This window comes from Streptomyces sp. WZ-12 (genome assembly GCF_028898845.1).
Classification (GTDB): Bacteria; Actinomycetota; Actinomycetes; order Streptomycetales; family Streptomycetaceae; genus Streptomyces.
In genome coordinates, this window is record NZ_CP118574.1 from 3,254,125 (window position 1) to 3,271,435 (window position 17,311).

Genomic DNA, 17,311 nt, shown 5'->3' on the forward strand with positions numbered 1-17,311 from the left:
GGTCAGGCACCGCGCCCGCCCGGACGTCCGTCCGCCCTCTTCCCCGCATCGGAGGCACCCGTGTCCGCGAGCCCCACGCCCTCCGGTCCCGCCGCCCCTTCCGCGTCCTCGCCGTCCCCGGCGTTCCGCGCCGCGTACGGGCGGGCCCTGGCGCTCTGGCCGGTGCCGGTCGAACCGGTCGAGCACGAAGGGGAGTTCGGGACCACGCGGGTGAACGCCTGCGGGGCGGTCGGGCGGCCGCCGCTCGTGCTGCTGGGCGGCGGCGGGGCCACCTCCGCCGGCTGGTACGCGCGGGTCGCCGAACTCGCCCGGACGCACCGGGTCCACGCGGTGGACGTGCCGGGCACGCCGGGGCTGACCGTGCCCACCGGGCGGCCGCTGCGTCGGCCGGCCGACCTGATGGCCTGGCTGGACGGGCTGTTGGACGGGCTCGGGCTCGACCGGGTCGCGCTGATGGGGCACTCGTACGGGGGCTGGATCGCGGCGGGCTATGCGGTGCACGCGCCCGACCGGGTGGAGCGGCTGGTGCTGCTCGATCCGACGCAGGTCTTCGCCGGTTACCGGGTGTCGTATCTGGTGCGGGCCGTGCCGCTGTTGGTCCGGCCCGGTGAGGCCGGGGCCCGGCGGTTCCTGGCGTGGGAGTGCGGCGGCGGTCCGGGGGTGGCGCCCGAGTTGGTGCGGCTGATGGGGGTGGGCGGCCGGGAGTTCCGGGGCCTGCGGCCGGTCACCGGGGCACGGCCGGAGCTCGCTCGGCTGGCGGCCGCCGGGACGTCGGTGCTGGTGCTGGTGGCCGGGGGGAGTCGGGCGCACGACGTGTGGAAGGTCGGTGCGGCGGCGGGGCGGGGGCTGCCGGGGGCGCGGGTCGTGACGGTGCCGGGGGTCGGGCACCATGCGTTGCCGGAGCTGCGGTCGGCCGCCGTGGAGGGGGAGTTGAGCGGGTTCCTGACGGGCGGGGCGGAGTCGGGCTGAGGGCCGGGATGGGCGGCTGGTCCGGCTCGGGGCGCCGGGGCGTGCCCCCGGTCGCGTCGTGGTGCCGGGTTCGGGGGCTCCGGGGCGGGGTGGCCGGACGGACAGCGAAGCAGTCCGCCCCCGAACCTCCGCCCCCGAACCTCACAGGGCAATACACCTAGTCGAGCCACTCCGGCAACGGCTCCCGCCTGCGCGTCCACTCCTCCCCCAGCGCTCCCGTCCCCCTACGGGCGCCCACTACGCCGCCGGTGATGGCGCAGGTGGTGTCCACGTCGCCCAGGCCGGCGGCGGTGGTCCACAGGGCGGTGGGGAGGTCGTCGGGGTGGCGGGCGGCGCACCAGAGGGCGAACGGGACGGTGTCCTCGGCGCGTACGCGGTGGCCGCTGCCCAGGATGGCGGCGGCGTCCTCGGGGACGGTGTCGGGCGGGAGTTGGGCGGCGCGCAGCAGGCCGTCGCGGACCGGGCCCTCGGGGGTGCGGGCGGCGATCTCGGGGAGGGCGAGGGGGGTGCCGCGGGCGGCGAGCGCGGCGGCCACGGCCACCGCGACCGCGCCGGCGATGCCCTGGGGGTGGGCGTGGGTGACCTCCGCGGAGCGGGCGGCCTGTTCGGCGGCGCGGTCGAGGTCGTGGTGGAACCAGGCGCCGAGCGGGGCGACCCGCATGGCGGCGCCGTTGCCGAGGCTGCCCTCGCCGCCGAAGAGGGCGTGCGCCAACTCCCGCCAGCCCTCGGGCGCGGCCGCGGCGCGGGGCAGCAGGGCGTGCATGCCGGGGCCGTAGCCGCGGCCCGGGTCGGCGCGGTGGGTGGCGGCGAACCGGGCCATGAGGGCGGGTTGTTGGACCTCGCCGTGTGCGGTGAGGACGGCCAGCAGGTCGAGCGCCATGGCCGTGTCGTCGGTCCAGCGCCAGTGGGGGTCGGGCGGCAGGCGGCGGGCGGTGATCAGCGCGCGGGCCTCCTCCTCGGTCCGGAGGAGCGGGAAGAAGCGTTCACCGAAGGCGTCGCCGTGCGCCAGGCCCTCGATGCTGCCGCGCACCGCGGCGCGCCGTCGGTCGTCGGTGTCCATGGGCGGATCCTGCCACGGCGGGCGGGGAGTTCACCCTTCGTCGGCGCCCCGGGCGACGGCCTCGGCCACCTCTGCCGTGCGGGCCGCCTCCTCGGTGGCGAACCGCTCGGCGTCCAGCTTCTCGGCGAGCTCCTCGTCCTGGGTCATCAGCAGGTCGAGGTTGGCGTCGCCCAACCCGAAGACGCCGAGGTCCACATAGGCACGCTGGAGGCGCTCGCCCCACAGGCCGATGTCCTTCACGCACGGGACGATCCGGCTGAACAGCAGCTTCCGGAAGAGTTGGAGGAACTCGGAGCCCTCGGTGAGCTCGGCGGCCTCCTGCGGCGGGATGCCGAAGTCCGTAAGGACCTGGGTGCCGCGCAGCCGGTCGCGCATCAAGTAGCAGCCCTCGATGACGAATTCCTCGCGCTCGCGGAGCTCGGCGTCGGTGAGCTGCCGGTAGTAGTCGCGCAGCGCCATCCGGCCGAAGGCGACGTGCCGGGCCTCGTCCTGCATGACGTAGGCGAGGATCTGCTGTGGCAGCGGCTTGTTGGTGGTGTCGCGGATCATGCCGAACGCGGCCAGCGCCAGGCCCTCGATGAGGACCTGCATGCCGAGGTAGGGCATGTCCCAGCGGGAGTCGGCGAGGGTGTCGGCCAGCAGCGCCCGGAGGTTGTCGTCGACCGGGTAGAGCATCCCGATCTTGTCCTTGAGGAAGCGGCCGTAGATCTCCGCGTGCCGGGCCTCGTCCATGGTCTGGGTGGCCGAGTAGAACTTGGCGTCCAGGTCGGGGACGGACTCCACGATGCGCGCCGCGCAGACCATCGCGCCCTGTTCGCCGTGCAGGAACTGACTGAACTGCCAGGCGGTGAAGCGCTGTCGGAGGTCGCCGCGGTCCTTCTCGGTCATCCGGCCCCAGTACTTCGTCCCGTACACGGCCAGGGCGTCGTCGGGGGTGCCGAGTGGGTCCTTGGGGTCCACCTCCAGGTCCCAGTCGATCCGGGTGGTGGCGTCCCACTGCTTGTCCTTGCCCTTTTGGTAGAGAGCCAGCAGTCGGTCACGTCCCTCGTCGTACTCCCAGTTGAAGCGGGCCGCGCCGGTGGCCGGCACGGTCCACAGGGGATCGCCTGGGTCCTGTACGTACAGCTCTCGGATGGACACCGTCCGGTACCTCCTCCGCCCGCCAACGCCCGCTACCGGGCCGGCTGTTGGCAGGTTCACACGCTCATTACCGGCGGGTCAAGAAGTCGTGCGCGAGGGATTGACGCGCTTACTGACACGCAGTCTCATAAGGGGGAGCCGCATGTGACCGCGGGTAACTTTCGACCGTGAGGTGTAGCCAGAGCCATGACGAGCGCGCCCACCGCAATGACCGTGACGGATATCGAAGTCCTGCGGGACGCCCTCGGGGCGCTCAAGGACCGGGAGCAGGTCGCCGAGCGGCTGCTCGCCTCCTCCGCCAAGCACTCCTTCGACCCCGACGCCGAACTCGACTGGGACGCGCCCTTCGAGGAGGGCAAGTGGTTCTGGCCGCCGGAGCTGGTATCGCTCTACGACACCCCGCTGTGGCGGCGGATGAGCCAGGAACAGCGCATCCTGCTCTCCCAGCACGAGGCCGCGGCGCTCGCCTCGTTGGGCATCTGGTTCGAGATGATCCTGATGCAGTTGCTCGTCCGGCACATCTACGACAAGCCGGTCACCAGCGCGCACGTCCGGTACGCGCTCACCGAGATCGAGGACGAGTGCCGGCACTCGAAGATGTTCGCCCGGCTGATCTCCCGCGGGGACACGCCCTGGTACCCGGTGAGCCGGGTCCATCACCACCTCGGCCGCCTCTTCAAGACGATCTCCACCACCCCGGGTTCGTTCACCGCGACCCTGCTCGGCGAGGAGGTCCTGGACTGGATGCAGCGGCTGACCTTCGCCGACGAGCGGGTGCAGCCGTTGGTCCGCGGCGTCACCCGGATCCACGTGGTGGAGGAGGCCCGGCACGTGCGCTACGCCCGCGAGGAGTTGCGGCGGCAGATGGTGACGGCGCCCAAGTGGTCACAGGAGTTCACCCGGGTCACCTCCGGCGAGTTCGCCCGGGTCTTCGCGGTGGCGTTCGTCAACCCCGAGGTCTACACCAACGTCGGCCTGGACCGGAACGAGGCGGTCGCCCAGGTGAAGGCCAGCGGCCACCGGCGGGAGGTCATGCAGAACGGCGCCAGGCGCCTGACGGACTTCCTCGACGACATCGGGGTGCTGCGCGGGGTCGGCCGCCGACTGTGGCGCAGCTCGGGACTGTTGGCCTGAGACCCGCCCCAGCGCCCGCCCCCCGAAACGACTGACGGCCACGCGGCGGAGCCGCACATCGACACGGCCTCGACGACATCGGGGTGCTGCGCGGGGTCGGCCGCCGACTGTGGCGCAGCTCGGGACTGTTGGCCTGATCGCTCCCCCCGCGACCGGTGGGACCCGAGCACCTGTACGACGCTGAAACCCCGGCGGTTACGCTGCTGTTCATGAACGGCAGCGGCACCGCCCCAGCAGTACCCAGACCCGCCTACCGCAGGCTGAGCGTGGAGCAGCGCCGCAGCCAGCTCCTGGCCGCGGCGCTGGGCCTGTTCGCCCAGCGCGCGCCGGAGGACGTCTCGTTGGACGACGTCGCGACCGCCGCCGAGGTCTCGCGGCCGCTCGTCTACCGCTACTTCCCCGGCGGCAAGCAGCAGTTGTACGAGGCGGCGCTGCGCAGCGCCGCCGACGAGCTGGAGCAGTGCTTCGCGGAGCCCGAGATCGGCCCGCTCACCCGGCGGCTGGGCCGCGCCCTCGACCGCTACCTGGCCTTCGTCGACCAGCACGACGCCGGGTTCTCCGCGCTGCTGCAGAGCGGCAGCGTGGTGGAGACGTCCCGGACGAACGCGATCGTGGACGAGGTCCGGCGGGCCGCGGCCGAGCAGATCCTGCACCACCTCGGCGCCCCGGAGCCGAGCCCGCGGCTGCGGACGACGGTCCGGATGTGGATCGCCTCGGTCGAGGCCGCCTCGCTGATCTGGCTCGACGAGGAGAAGCAGCCCGGCCTCGACGAGCTGCGGGACTGGCTGGTGGACCACTTCGTGGCGCTGCTCACCGCCACCGCGGCCCGCGATGCGGGGACCGCCCGGGTGATCCGCGCGACCCTGAAGCTGGAGGCCCGCAACGGCCCGGCCGGCGACTTCGCGCGCCGCCTCCTGCCCGTCGTCAGCGACGCCGCCCATCTGCTGTAAGACTTGAGCCAGTGCGCAGCGAGAACACTCTCTTCGTCGGCGGTCCCCTGGACGGCCGGGTCCTGCCCGTCCTGGTCGGCCCCACCGGGCTGCCCCCGAAGAGCTACGAGATCCCCGTACCCCGCGACGACGGGCGGCCGCCGGAGGTACACGTCTACCGCCGGGTCCCGGGCCCGCCGGGCCGCCTGGGCCTGCCGCGCGGCTGGCAGTACACCTACGTCCCGGAGGGACGGGCCGGCCTCGCCCCCAAGTGGCCCTGGCGCAGGCGGCGTTGACGCCTGGGGCCGGCGGTCCGCGAACGGCCGCCGGCACCCCGGCCGGTCCTTGGGTCAGCCCGTCAGCGACGCCAGGTAGGCGGCGGTCTTCTCCGGCTCGAAGAAGAAGTTCTCGAAGTCGGCCGGGTCGTTGAAGCCGTTGGCGAACCGGTCGGCGACGGGCTGGAGCTGGCCGGCGGCGCCGATGAGGTTCAGCACGTGCTCCGGCGGCGGGGCCAGCATCGCGTTGGTCCACTTCGTGACGTGCTGGGCGGTCTCCCAGTAGCGGTCGAAGGTGGCCTGCATCCACGCGCCGTCGAACGGGCGCTCCCCGCGCTCGACGATGGACGAGAGGTAGGAAGCGGCGCACTTGGCGGCCGAGTTGGAGCCCTGGCCGGTGATCGGGTCGTTGGCGACGACCACGTCCGCGACGCCCAGCACCAGGCCGCCGGAGGGCAGCCGGCCGATCGGGTTGCGGACCGTCGGGGCGTAGCGGCCGGCCAACGTGCCGCCTGCGTCGGTCAGTTCGACGCCGGTGCTGCGGGCGTACTCCCACGGCAGGAACGTCTTCATCAACTCCAGGGTCAGGGCCAGGTGTTCCCTGGGGTCCCGCACGCCCTGGAAGGCGTCCACCGGGCCGCCCGGGACGCCCTCCCAGAAGAGGATGTCGGCCCGGCCGCTGACGGTGAAGGTGGGCATCACGAACAGCTCGCCGACGCCGGGCACGAGGTTGCAGCGCACCGCGTCGAACTCCGGGTGCTCCGGGCGCGGGCCCATGCCGTGCACGTAGGCGACGGCCAGGGCGCGCTGCGGGGCGTCGTAGGGCGAGCGGGCGGCGTCCCGGCCGAACATCGAGACCAGTTCGCCCTTGCCGGCGGAGACCAGCGTCAGGTCGTAGCGCCGCGCGAAGAAGTCCAGGTCGGAAACTGCCGCGCCGTGGATGACCAGTTGGCCGCCGCGCTGCGCGAAGGTCTCCATCCAGCCGGCCATCTTGACCCGCTGGTCGACGGACTGGGCGTAGCCGTCCAGCTTGCCGACCCAGTCGATGGCGCGCTGGCTGCCGCCGGGCTCGGCGTGGCTGCCGGGGGCGGCGACCGAGACGCCCAGGCCCTCGATGCGCGGGGCCTGTCCCTCCCAGAAGTTGACCGCCAGGTCGCGCTCGTGCTGGAGGGCGGTGTGGAACATGCACTGCGTCGACATGACCCGGCCGGAGCGGATCTCGTCGGCGGTGCGGTTGGACATCAGGGTGACGTCGTAGCCCTGCGTCTGGAGGCCGAGGGCGAGTTGGAGACCGGACTGGCCGGCTCCAACGATGAGTATCTTCCGCATGGCGGCGCGCTTCTTTCGTTCCTGCGGTTCGGGGGGAGGGGGGTGGCGGAAGGCGGGGGCTACTCGGGCGTGACGTCCAGCGCGTGGCCGACCAGCCCGAGGAGCGCCTGGATGACCGTGGGCCGGCGCCGGGCGTCCATCACCACGACCGGCACCTCCGGCGGGACCGTCAGCGCGTCCCGGACGTCCTCCACGTCGTACAGCTCGGTCCCCTCGAAGTGGTTGACCGCGACGATGTACGGCAGCCCGCAGCTCTCGAAGTAGTCCAGCGCCGGGAAGCAGTCCTGAAGCCGCCGGGTGTCCGCCATCACGATCGCGCCGATCGCGCCGCGCACCAGGTCGTCCCACATGAACCAGAAGCGCTGCTGGCCGGGGGTGCCGAAGAGGTACAGCACCAGTTCCTGGTCGAGGGTGATCCGGCCGAAGTCCATGGCGACCGTGGTCGTGGTCTTCTCCGGCGTCGCGGACAGGTCGTCGGTCGCCTCGCTGGCCTCGGTCATCACCGCCTCGGTCTGGAGCGGGGTGATCTCCGAGACCGACCCGACGAAGGTGGTCTTGCCGACGCCGAAGCCGCCCGCCACCACGATCTTGGTGGCGATCGGCGCCTGCGAACGGTCCGTCTGCCAGCTCTGCAGCCCCGCGTCGGCGGCGGTGGCCGGGGCGGCCGGTGCCGTGGAGCCGGCGGCCGGCTCCGTGCCGGCCGCTATCGTGTCAGAGCCTGTGAAGTCCACTCAGCACCCTTTCGAGCAGCGCGCGGTCGGGCCGGCCGGTGCCGTGCCCGGTGCCGTAGACGCGAATCTTTCCCTGGTCGGCGAGGTCGCTGAGCAGGACGCGGACCACACCCAGCGGCATCTTGAGGAGCGCGGAGATCTCCGCGACCGAGCGCATCCGACGGCACAGCTCGACGATCGCGCGCATCTCCGGCATCACGCGGTCCCCCCAGCCGCCGGAGGTCAACTCGCGCCGCTCCTCGGGGGCGTCCAGCGCCGCCACGAACGTCTCGACGAGCAGCACGTGGCCGAAGCGCGTCCGGCCGCCGGTGAGCGAATACGGGCGGACCCGCGCGGGTTTGCGTTCCCCGCCGCGCACGGGGAGTTTCGGGCTACTGCTCACTGGACGTTCTCCATCGACTTGCGGAGTTCGGTGCGGAGTTCGGGGGTGAGGACATGGCCGGCCCGGCCGACGAACAGGGCCATGTGGTAGGCGACGACGCTCATGTCGCAGTCCGGGGTGGCGTGCACCCCGAGCAGCGAGCCGTCGCTGACCGACATGACGAAGAGGCTGCCCTCGTCCATCGCGACCATCGTCTGCTTGACGGTGCCGCCGTCCATCAGCTTGGCCGCCCCGTTGGTGAGGCTGCCGAGGCCGGACACGATGGTGGCGAGGTCGGCGCTGGAGCCGCGCGGACCGCCCTGCTCGCCGCCGTGGCCGGCGATGGCCCCGCCCTGCTCGGGGTCGGAGGAGAGCAGCAGCAGACCGTCGGAGGAGACGACCGCGACGGAGCGGACGCCGGGGACCTCGTCGACCAGATTCCCGAGCAGCCAGTGCAGATTGCGTGCCTGGGTGCTCAATCCGTGTCCGTAAGCAGTGGGCGCTTGCGCCATCACTCGCGTGCCTCCTCGCCGATCCGGCTGTCTCCCGGGGCCCCCGCTCCGTCGGTGTCCGTCTGTGGGATGGTCTGCTCCGCGGTACGTTCCGCGATCTCGGCGGCGACGTCGCGCCGGCCGTCTCGTGCCCCCTGCTGGAATCCGCCGAGCCGACGGCGCAGTGCCTCGGCGTTGGCGGCGCCCGTCCGCCGGGGAGCGGCGGGCGCCTTCTTCTGCGCCACGTTCTTGGGCGTGCGCTTGGGCAGCCCGGTGGCGGTCCGGCGCGGCGGTCCGGCCGCGTCGGGTGCCTCCTCTTGTGCCTCCCCCTGGGACGCCGGGTCCGGGGCCGCGGTGGGCTCCGGTGCTCCGGCGGGCTCCCCGCCCTGGACGGGGCGGGCGTGCTGGTCCGGCCCGATGGCGTACGGGTCGGCGGTGGCCGGCGCCGGGGCGGCGTGCCGGCGCTTCCCGGGCGCCGGGACGCCCTCGGCCGGGGACGCGCCCTGCGGCGCGGCCTCCCCGGGGCGGGTGTGCTCGCCGGTGGCGTTGCCGGGGGTCCCGGCGGCGTTGCCGGCGGAGGCGTACGGGCCGGCCGACTGCGGGCCGTACGGGCTCAGTTCGGGGGCCGAGGCGGCCGGCTCCGGCGCGACGGGTTCCGGTGCGGCCTTCGACTGGGCCGGTACGGAGGGCGCGGCCGGCGGGCCCGACGGCGCCTGCTCCGCCGGGGCCTGGGCCGAAGTGCCCAGCCCCGCCGCGTCGATGGCGCGCTCGGCCGCGGCGACGAACGGGTCGCCGGCCAGACCGCGCCGGGCGGCCGGCTCCTGGGGAGCGGGCTCCGGCGCGGCCTGCGCCGCCGGGGCGGGCGCGGGCGCGGGGGTCGGTGCGGGCGCCGGGGCCACCGGCTCCGCGGGGGCCGGCGGGCCGGCCGGGTCGAGCCGGTGCGTCCGCGTCTGGAGGGTGTTGGAGTTGGCCTCGGCGATCGAGCCCGGGAGGGCCGGCCCGCCGGTGCCCGCCGCCGCGCCCTGGGGCACCGGCCCCGGCCCCGGCCGGTTCGGCAGGATCGAACCGGGCAGCACGACGACGGCGGTGACCCCGCCCTGCTTCCGGTCCCGGAGCTGGACCTGCACCCCGTGCCGGGCGGCCAGCCGGACCACCACGTACAGGCCGAGGCCCAGCGCCTCGTCCACGGTCTCGGACGTCGAGGCGGACTCGGCGTCCGCGAGCCGCTCGTTGACCTCCGCCAGCCGGTCGGCGGTCATCCCGATGCCCTCGTCCTCGACGGAGAGCATCAGCTCGCCGCTCTCCAACAGCCAGCCGGAGAGCTCGACATGGGCGTCCGGCGGGGAGAACGCGGTGGCGTTCTCCAGGAGTTCGGCGACCAGGTGGCTGAGGTCGTCGGAGGCGAACCCGGCGACCTGGGCGTGCGGCGGCAGCGAGGCGATCCGCACCCGCTCGTAGCGCTCGATCTCGCTGACCGCGGCGCGCAGCATGTCCAGCAGCGGCACCGGCCCCGAGTGGCTGCTGCCGTGCTGTTCGGCGCCGGCCAGGACGAGCAGGTTCTCGCTGTTGCGGCGCATCCGCGCGGCGTAGTGGTCCAGCTTGAAGAGGGTCTCCAGCCGCTCCGGGTCCTGCTCGGACTCCTCCAGCGACTCGATGACGCCGAGTTGGCGCTCCACCAGGCCGACGGTGCGCAGCGAGAGGTTGACGAACCGGCCGTGGATGCCGGTGCGCAGCACCGCCAGCCGCTCGGCGAGCGCGGCCGCCTCCTCCTTGAGCCCCTCCGCCTGCTCCTGGAGGACCTCCCGCTCGGCGACCAGCCGCTGCCGTGACCCGACCAACCGCTTGCGCTCGCCCTCCAGTTCGGCGGTGCGCCGGGCGGTCTCGGCGACCTGGGCGTGCAGCGCGTTGACCGACCGGACGGTGGCCGCGAACTCGTCGTTGCGGCCCTTGTAGTTGATCGGCTCCTCGTGGCCGGGGTCGGCCGCCAGCCGCTTGGCGCCGATCCGCAGCGCGGCCAGCGGCTGGGTCAGGGTGCGGGCGGCCCAGATGCCGGTGCCGACGGCCACCAGCAGGCAGAGGCCCTCCAGCCCGACGGCGATCTCCAGGTCCGTCACGTCGTCGTCGCGGAGCTGGCCCAGGCGCTGGATCTCGGCGGTGGCCAGGGCCGATTCGACGCCCCGCATCAGCCCGACCCGGGCCGTCAGGGCCGCCTCCACCCGGCTCCGGCTGAACGCCATGGCGGTGGCGTCCAGATATGGCCGGTCGGTGAGCTTGGTCAGATAGCGCTCGGCGGTGTCGACGTCGCTGCCGTTGACGGTGCGCTGGTAGCGGTCCCGGGCCTGCTGGCTCGCGGCCTGGTTGAAGTCGCCGAGCGCCCCCTGCGCGCGGACGTGGGCGACCTGCGCGGCGGCGGTCAACTTCGGTTGGCTGCCGCCCGCCTTGAGGCCGGCGAGCAGCAACGCCCGGGCGGCGGCGGCCTGGTCTGTGGCCCGGCCGAGGGCGGGCAGCGCGCGGGTGTCGGCGGCGCCGCCGTCGGCCCGGGCGGGCAGGCCCCGGGCGATGTCGTCGCTGATCCCGCCGAGCGCCTGCACGACCTCGCTGTAGGAGTCGTAGACCTGGTCGGCGGTGGCGGGCCCGGCGAGCGCCTTCTGCCGGGTGTCCGGCAGTTGCTTGAGGAGCTTGTCGGCGGCGGCGAACGCGGCGGAGTCGCCGGGCGCCTGGCCGCGCAGGTCGTCGATCTGCCGGTCCACCTGGGCGCGTTGGGACTCGGTGGGTGCCTGGCTGACGTTGCGGCCGGTGCGCCCGCCGGCGACGTACGCGGTCATCGCGTCGCGCTCGTCGGCGAGGGAGTGCGCGAGGGTGATGGCCTTCGCGTTCACCCCGGCGAGATCGACCAGATGTTGACTGCCGTTGGCGTTGTCGGCAGCAGTCACCACTGCGGGGGCGCCGGCCCCCAGCACCGCGACGGCGACCACGGCCACGGCCCCCACGAGCCGGTTGCGGACCCGCGCGGGACGCCGTCCCGAGCCGTCCGCGCCGTCGCCTGCCGCGCCCGGTCCCGTACCGGAACCCGGTACCGAGATTGATCCGGCCGGTGACCCCGGCTTCCCTGCGCCGCCCCGAAGCCGCTTCTTCCGCACCGCTGCTCGCATTCCTGTCTCGCCTGCCCACGCCGTGTTGGCGTCGCGGACCCGGCTCGCTCACCGCTCGCGGGTCGGATCTGCGCGAAGAACGCGGCAGCGCACCATCCCGCGAAGGGGAACAGCCCGGCTCTGCGCGTCGCGACGAACGTCCTGACCACCCCGGTTGATCCGGGAAATGACCATTCCATCGGCGCCGCGCAGTGGCTCGGCAACACATCTCCGGCCACCTGAACGAGTGAACAACAATCGCAGTTTGACCATCAACTTCCGCGCCACATCAGTTTCGGCCGCAACCCCGCGCAACCCCAAAGCGGGTTTGGAGATGCGTGCCGGTCCTGGAAGGATGCCCGCCCGCAGCCGGCCCCGGGCCGCCAACTGACCCCGGGCCACCTTTACTCGCCCGGCCCGCCACGGCGCCCGGCCACCGCCGCGTTCCGGCCACCTCCGGCAGACTTTCCGACATGCGCATCGCACTCGCCACGGAGCCGGGCGATCCCCAACGCCCCAACGAGGACTACGCATCGGTCGCCCTGCCTGCCTCCGGGGAGGGCGGCGCCCTGGTGCTACTGGACGGGGTGACCCCGCCGGAGGGGGACGACGGCTGCGTCCATTCCGTGCCGTGGTTCACCGCGCGCCTGGGGGGCGCAATGCTCGAACTGTCGGTTTCACGCCGCGACATGACGCTCACTGAGGTACTGGCCGCGGCCCTGGCCGAAACGGCCGCCACCCACCGCGGAACCTGTGACCTTTCTCACCCCCGCACGCCACAGGCGACGGTGGTCGCCGCCCGCTGGTCCGCGGACACCGTGGAACACCTGGTGTTGTCCGATTCCGTACTGCTCGTGGCGAAGGCGGACGGCTCGGTACAGCCCGTGCGCGACACCCGGCTCGACACCCTGCCGCCCGCGGTCCGCGCGCAGCGCGCCGCGGTCCGGGCCCTCCCCCGCGACTCGGCCGAACGCGCCGCCGCGGCCCGGGAGTACGTCCGCGCCGTGGAGGCCCTCCGGAACACCGAGAACGGCTTCTTCACCGCCGCCGCCGACCCCTCCGTGGCCACCCGCGCCCTCACCGGCACCGCCCCGCGCGCCGAGATCCGCTCCCTGACCGCACTGACCGACGGCGCCACCCGCTGGGTGGACGTCTTCCACGCCGGCACCTGGGCCGAATGCGCCGCCCTGGTGGCAACGGCCGGCCCCCAGGCCCTCATCGACCGCGTCCGTGCCCTGGAAAACGCCGACCCCCACTCGACCACCCACCCCCGCGGCAAGCCCCACGACGACGCGGCGGTGATCCACGCGACGACGTGAGACACCGCCACCCGCAGAAAGGCCGGAACTCAACCGGAGGCGCCGCAAAGCACCCTGACGCCCACCCCCACCACCAGTGAGCCGGATCCGACGCGAGGTGCCGGGGGCGGAGGGGCGCGGTTGTCGGACGTAAAGCGAAGCAGTCCGACAACCACGCCTCGCAGCCCCCGGCACCGGCACCACGGGCAACGGAGCACCCCCCAAAGGGGAAGGCCCCCGGGCCCAGGCCCGGCCGGAGGGCCGCGGGTTCAGGAGGGGGTCACCCCTCCTCCCCCTCTTGCTCCGCGTTCAACCGATGCAACAACCGCGCCAACTCCGCGACCTCCGCCCGGTCCCACGACGCGAGGTTGCACGCGTACCGCGCCCGCCGCGCGGTCCGCACGCGGTTGAACCGCTCCCGCCCCTCCTCCGTGATCCGCACCAACACCGCCCGCCCATCGGCCGGATCGGGTGCCCGTGCCACCAGCCCCAGCCGCTCCAGCGCGTGCAGTTGCCGGCTTATCGTCGCCTTCCCGACCCCGAAGAACGCCGCGAGATCGGTGGCCCGCTGCGCCCCCGCGTCGGCGAGCCGCACCAGCAACCCGTAGGCGGCCGACTCCAGATCGGGGTGGACCTCGCGCGAGAGCTCGCCGGAGGAGGCCCGGGCCCGCCGCAGGAACACCGCCAATTCGCGTTCCAGCGCCAGGAACGCGGGGTCCACGCCCATCGGCTCGCCCTCCGCCGTGGTACCGCCGGCTCCGGTGTCCTGCACGTCAGCGCCCTTTCCCGCGTCTTCCCGCATGTCCAGCAATTCCCCCGGTGCTTCCCCGATGTTCCCCCGGTGCACTCTCCCGCGTTTCCCGGCGCCGGGACATTTCCTTCCCGGCCAAGCGGAACCGCAGTTGGGACAGTATTTCGCAGGTGAGGCCAACGGCGGTCCGCGCACCCCTTTTACCACGGGGGTCTACGCGCGTATCGTCAGTTCTGGCATGGCCACACCAAGTGTGGCGCCGGTACCTCCCCCTCAAAAGGTCACGTCCGCTCCCTCGGATTTCCCCCATCGGACCGGGATCCACCGAGATCCACCGAGATCTATGGAGGCACGTAATGCCCGTGCTCAGATCCGGCTCCCCCACCCACCGCCCCGCGCGCTCCCGCGCGGCCGTGGCCGGGATCCTGCTCACGACCGTCTCCCTCCTCGTCGGCCTGCCCGGCACGGCCGGCGCCACGGCCGCCCGGCGCGCCCCCGAGCCCACCCACCCCGGACAGGACTGGGCCGGCTCCCAGATCGCCAGGCACGAGGGCGGCAAGGCCGGCGTGCTGCCGCCGCCCTCGCTGACCGCGTCCGTCGAGGGCGTCGACGTCAGCAGCCACAACGGCAACGTCGCCTGGTCGACGCTGTGGACCGCCGGCGTGAAGTTCGCCTACGTCAAGGCCACGGAGTCGACCAGCTACACCAACCCCTCCTTCGCGCAGCAGTACAACGGCTCCTACAACTCCGGCATGATCCGCGGCGCTTACCACTTCGCGACGCCCGACACCTCCAGCGGCGCCGCCCAGGCCAACTACTTCGTCGCCCACGGCGGCGGTTGGTCCAAGGACGGCAAGACCCTGCCCGGCGCGCTGGACATGGAGTACAACCCCTACGGCGCCACCTGTTACGGGCTGAGCGCCGCGGGGCTGGTGAACTGGATGAAGGACTGGTTCGCCACCTACAAGGCGCGCACCGGGCGGGACGCGGTGCTCTACACCTCCACCAACTGGTGGAAGCAGTGCACCGGCAACTCCGCCGCGTTCGGGGGCACCAACCCGCTGTGGGTCCCGCGCTACGGCTCCTCGGTCGGCGAACTCCCGGGCGGCTGGGGCTTCCACACCATCTGGCAGTACACCTCGACCGGCCCGACGGTCGGTGACCACAACCGCTTCAACGGGGCGTACGACCGCCTCCAGGCGCTGGCCAACGGCTGACCGCACGGCGGGCCGGCCCGTCCTCCCGCGCAGGGGGACGGGCCGGCCTCCGCCGCGCCGGCGCCCGGCTCCTACGCCGCCACCGGGACCTCGGGCCGCTCCCCGTTCGCGGCCGGCGTCAGGGCCAGTTCCAGCACCTGCCGCACGTCCGCGACCGGGTGCACCTCCAGCGCTTCGAGGATCTCGGCCGGGACGTCGTCCAGGTCGGGTTCGTTGCGCTTGGGGATGATCACGGTGGTGATGCCGGCGCGGTGCGCCGCCAGCAGCTTCTGCTTGACGCCGCCGATCGGCAGCACCCGCCCGGTCAGCGAGACCTCACCGGTCATCGCGACGTCCGGGCGGACCTGGCGGCCCGACAGCAGCGAGGCCAGTGCGGTGGTCATCGTGACGCCCGCGCTGGGCCCGTCCTTGGGGACGGCACCGGCCGGGACGTGCAGATGGACGCCGCGCTCCTTCAAGTCACCCACCGGGAGCTCCAGTTCGGCACCGTGCGAGCGCAGGAAGGACAGCGCGATGTGCGCCGACTCCTTCATCACGTCGCCGAGCTGACCGGTCAGCTGGAGCCCGGAGGCGCCGGTCTCCGGGTCGGCCAGCGACGCCTCCACGTAGAGCACGTCGCCGCCGGCCCCGGTGACCGCGAGGCCGGTGACCACGCCGGGCACCGCGGTCCGCCGCTCGGCGGGGTCCTGCGCCGACTCCGGGGTGTGGTGCGGGCGCCCGATGAGCGACCGCAGTTGGTCCGCGCCGACGGTGAACGGCAGCTTCCGCTCGCCCAGTTCGTGCTGGGCGGCCACCTTGCGCAGCAGCCGGGCGAGGGACCGCTCCAGATTCCGCACACCGGCCTCGCGGGTGTACTCGCCGGCCAGCTTGCGCAGCGCGGCGTCCTCGACGGTGACCTCGCCCGCCGCCAGGCCGGCGCGCTCCAGTTGGCGCGGCACCAGGTGGTCGCGGGCGATGACGACCTTCTCGTCCTCGGTGTAACCGTCCAGCCGGACCAGCTCCATCCGGTCCAGCAGCGGCTCCGGGATCGCCTCCAGGACGTTGGCGGTGGCCAGGAACACCACGTCGGACAGGTCGAGTTCGACCTCCAGGTAGTGGTCCCGGAAGGTGTGGTTCTGCGCCGGGTCCAGCACCTCCAGCAGGGCGGCGGCCGGGTCGCCCCGGTAGTCGGAGCCCACCTTGTCGATCTCGTCCAGGAGGACGACCGGATTCATCGAGCCGGCCTCCTTGACGGCCCGCACGATCCGGCCGGGGAGCGCGCCGACGTAGGTGCGCCGGTGGCCGCGGATCTCCGCCTCGTCCCGGACGCCGCCGAGCGCGACCCGGACGAACTTCCGCCCCATGGCGCGCGCCACGGACTCGCCGAGCGAGGTCTTGCCGACGCCGGGCGGCCCGACGAGCGCCAGCACGGCTCCCCCGCGCCGCCCCCCGACGAGCCCGAGCCCGCGCTCCGACCGCCGCTTGCGGACCGCCAGGTACTCGGTGATCCGCTCCTTGACGTCCTCCAGTCCGGCGTGGTCGGCGTCCAGCACGGCCCTGGCGCCGGCGATGTCGTAGGCGTCCTCGGTGCGCTCGTTCCAGGGCAGCTCCAGGACGGTGTCCAGCCAGGTGCGGATCCAACTGCCCTCGGGGCTCTGGTCGCTGGCCCGCTCCAGCTTGTCGACCTCCTTGAGGGCGGCCTTGCGCACCTCTTCCGGCAGGTCGGCGGCCTCGACCCGGGCGCGGTAGTCGTCGCCCTCGTCCTCCGGGTCGCCGTTGAGCTGGGCCAGTTCCTTGCGGACCGCCTCCAGTTGGCGCCGCAGCAGGAACTCCCGCTGCTGCTTGTCGACGCCCTCCTGGACGTCCTTGGCGATGGACTCGGCGACGTCCTGCTCGGCCAGGTGGGAGCGCAGCACCTCGGTGGCGTACTTCAGTCGGGCCACCGGGTCGACGGTTTCCAGGAGTTGGAGCTTCTGCTCGACGGTGAGGAAGGGCAGGTAGCCGGCATTGTCGGCGAGCGTGGGGACGTCGTCGATGCCGGTGACCCGGTCGACGACCTGCCAGGCGCCGCGCTTGCGCAGCCAGCTCGTGGCCAACGCCTTGTATTCCGTGACGAGTTCGGCGACGGCGCCCGGCGGGGGCTCGGGGGCCGGCTCCTCGACGGTGGTGCCCTCGACCCAGAGCGCGGCGCCCGGTCCGGTGGTGCCGGAACCGATCCGCACCCGGCCCAGGCCCCGGATCAGGGCGCCCGGGTCGCCGTCGGACAACCGGCCGACCTGCTCGATCCGTCCGAGCGTGCCGATCGCCGCGTACGTCCCGTCGATCCGCGGCACCAGCAGCACCCGCGGCTTGGCGCCCGACGGGGCGGCGGCCTGGGCGGCCTCCACCGCGGCGCGCACCTCGGCGTCGGACAGGTCCAGGGGCACCACCATGCCGGGCAGGACGACCTCGTCATCGAGGGGCAGCACGGGCAGGGTGAGCGGTGTGGACGCCGGCTCAGCAGTCATGATCTCCCC

15 protein-coding genes are annotated in these 17,311 nt (G+C 73.5%); 6 read left to right on the forward strand and 9 right to left on the reverse strand.

Annotated features, from left to right (window positions below):
* Positions 1–60 precede the first annotated feature (60 nt).
* Positions 61–969 carry an alpha/beta fold hydrolase gene (locus PV796_RS13555; RefSeq protein ID WP_274913295.1) on the forward strand — a complete coding sequence of 303 codons (909 nt, stop codon included), beginning with the start codon at positions 61–63 and terminating at the stop codon, positions 967–969.
* Positions 970–1,126: 157 nt separating this feature from the next.
* On the opposite strand, the gene PV796_RS13560 is transcribed toward PV796_RS13555, so the two are convergent.
* Positions 1,127–2,029 (reverse strand): ADP-ribosylglycohydrolase family protein, encoded by a 903-nt coding sequence (locus tag PV796_RS13560; RefSeq protein ID WP_274913297.1) that lies wholly within the window; start codon positions 2,027–2,029, stop codon positions 1,127–1,129.
* 30 nt (positions 2,030–2,059) lie between these two features.
* Entirely contained in the window at positions 2,060–3,169 is a 1,110-nt protein-coding gene (locus PV796_RS13565) for a ferritin-like domain-containing protein (protein WP_274913298.1), read from the reverse strand.
* Between the two features lie 207 nt (positions 3,170–3,376).
* Here PV796_RS13565 and PV796_RS13570 point away from each other — a divergent pair, with 207 nt between their 5' ends.
* The 3 genes from PV796_RS13570 to PV796_RS13580 all read left to right on the forward strand — a co-directional run bounded on the left by PV796_RS13570 (position 3,377) and on the right by PV796_RS13580 (position 5,528).
* Positions 3,377–4,303, forward strand: a complete 927-nt coding sequence (locus PV796_RS13570; RefSeq protein WP_446750683.1) for an AurF N-oxygenase family protein — start codon at positions 3,377–3,379, stop codon at positions 4,301–4,303.
* Between the two features lie 209 nt (positions 4,304–4,512).
* On the forward strand, positions 4,513–5,253 hold the full coding sequence (locus PV796_RS13575; protein ID WP_274913302.1) for a TetR/AcrR family transcriptional regulator: 741 nt from the start codon (positions 4,513–4,515) through the stop codon (positions 5,251–5,253).
* Positions 5,254–5,264: 11 nt separating this feature from the next.
* A complete protein-coding gene (locus PV796_RS13580; protein WP_274913303.1) occupies positions 5,265–5,528 on the forward strand; it encodes a hypothetical protein in 264 nt (87 codons plus the stop codon).
* A 54-nt stretch (positions 5,529–5,582) separates the two neighbouring features.
* Here the strand turns inward: PV796_RS13580 and PV796_RS13585 are convergent, their stop codons facing one another.
* The 5 genes from PV796_RS13585 to PV796_RS13605 form a co-directional block, all read right to left on the reverse strand.
* The gene (locus PV796_RS13585) at positions 5,583–6,836 is read right to left on the reverse strand and encodes a styrene monooxygenase/indole monooxygenase family protein (RefSeq protein WP_274913304.1); all 1,254 of its coding nucleotides are present in this window, start codon (positions 6,834–6,836) and stop codon (positions 5,583–5,585) included.
* A 59-nt stretch (positions 6,837–6,895) separates the two neighbouring features.
* Positions 6,896–7,471 carry a GTP-binding protein gene (locus tag PV796_RS13590; RefSeq protein WP_274919006.1) on the reverse strand — a complete coding sequence of 192 codons (576 nt, stop codon included), beginning with the start codon at positions 7,469–7,471 and terminating at the stop codon, positions 6,896–6,898.
* A 76-nt stretch (positions 7,472–7,547) separates the two neighbouring features.
* Positions 7,548–7,949, reverse strand: a complete 402-nt coding sequence (locus PV796_RS13595; protein ID WP_274913306.1) for a DUF742 domain-containing protein — start codon at positions 7,947–7,949, stop codon at positions 7,548–7,550.
* Positions 7,946–8,440, reverse strand: a complete 495-nt coding sequence (locus PV796_RS13600) for a roadblock/LC7 domain-containing protein (protein WP_274913308.1) — start codon at positions 8,438–8,440, stop codon at positions 7,946–7,948. The genes PV796_RS13595 and PV796_RS13600 overlap by 4 nt, the downstream gene beginning before the upstream one ends.
* The gene (locus PV796_RS13605; protein WP_274913309.1) at positions 8,440–11,400 is read right to left on the reverse strand and encodes a sensor histidine kinase; all 2,961 of its coding nucleotides are present in this window, start codon (positions 11,398–11,400) and stop codon (positions 8,440–8,442) included. Before PV796_RS13605 ends, PV796_RS13600 begins: the two co-directional genes overlap by 1 nt.
* Positions 11,401–12,023: 623 nt before the next feature.
* Here PV796_RS13605 and PV796_RS13610 point away from each other — a divergent pair.
* Positions 12,024–12,869: a hypothetical protein gene (locus PV796_RS13610; protein ID WP_274913311.1), complete on the forward strand. Its 846-nt coding sequence runs from the start codon at positions 12,024–12,026 to the stop codon at positions 12,867–12,869.
* A 259-nt stretch (positions 12,870–13,128) separates the two neighbouring features.
* Here the strand turns inward: PV796_RS13610 and PV796_RS13615 are convergent, their stop codons facing one another.
* Positions 13,129–13,650 (reverse strand): MarR family winged helix-turn-helix transcriptional regulator, encoded by a 522-nt coding sequence (locus PV796_RS13615; protein ID WP_376570015.1) that lies wholly within the window; start codon positions 13,648–13,650, stop codon positions 13,129–13,131.
* Positions 13,651–13,955: 305 nt separating this feature from the next.
* On the opposite strand from PV796_RS13615, the gene PV796_RS13620 reads away from it, so the two are divergent.
* Positions 13,956–14,816: a lysozyme gene (locus tag PV796_RS13620; RefSeq protein WP_274913312.1), complete on the forward strand. Its 861-nt coding sequence runs from the start codon at positions 13,956–13,958 to the stop codon at positions 14,814–14,816.
* Between the two features lie 71 nt (positions 14,817–14,887).
* Here the strand turns inward: PV796_RS13620 and lon are convergent, their stop codons facing one another.
* A complete protein-coding gene (gene lon / locus PV796_RS13625; RefSeq protein WP_274913314.1) occupies positions 14,888–17,302 on the reverse strand; it encodes an endopeptidase La in 2,415 nt (804 codons plus the stop codon).
* Positions 17,303–17,311: the final 9 nt, after the last annotated feature.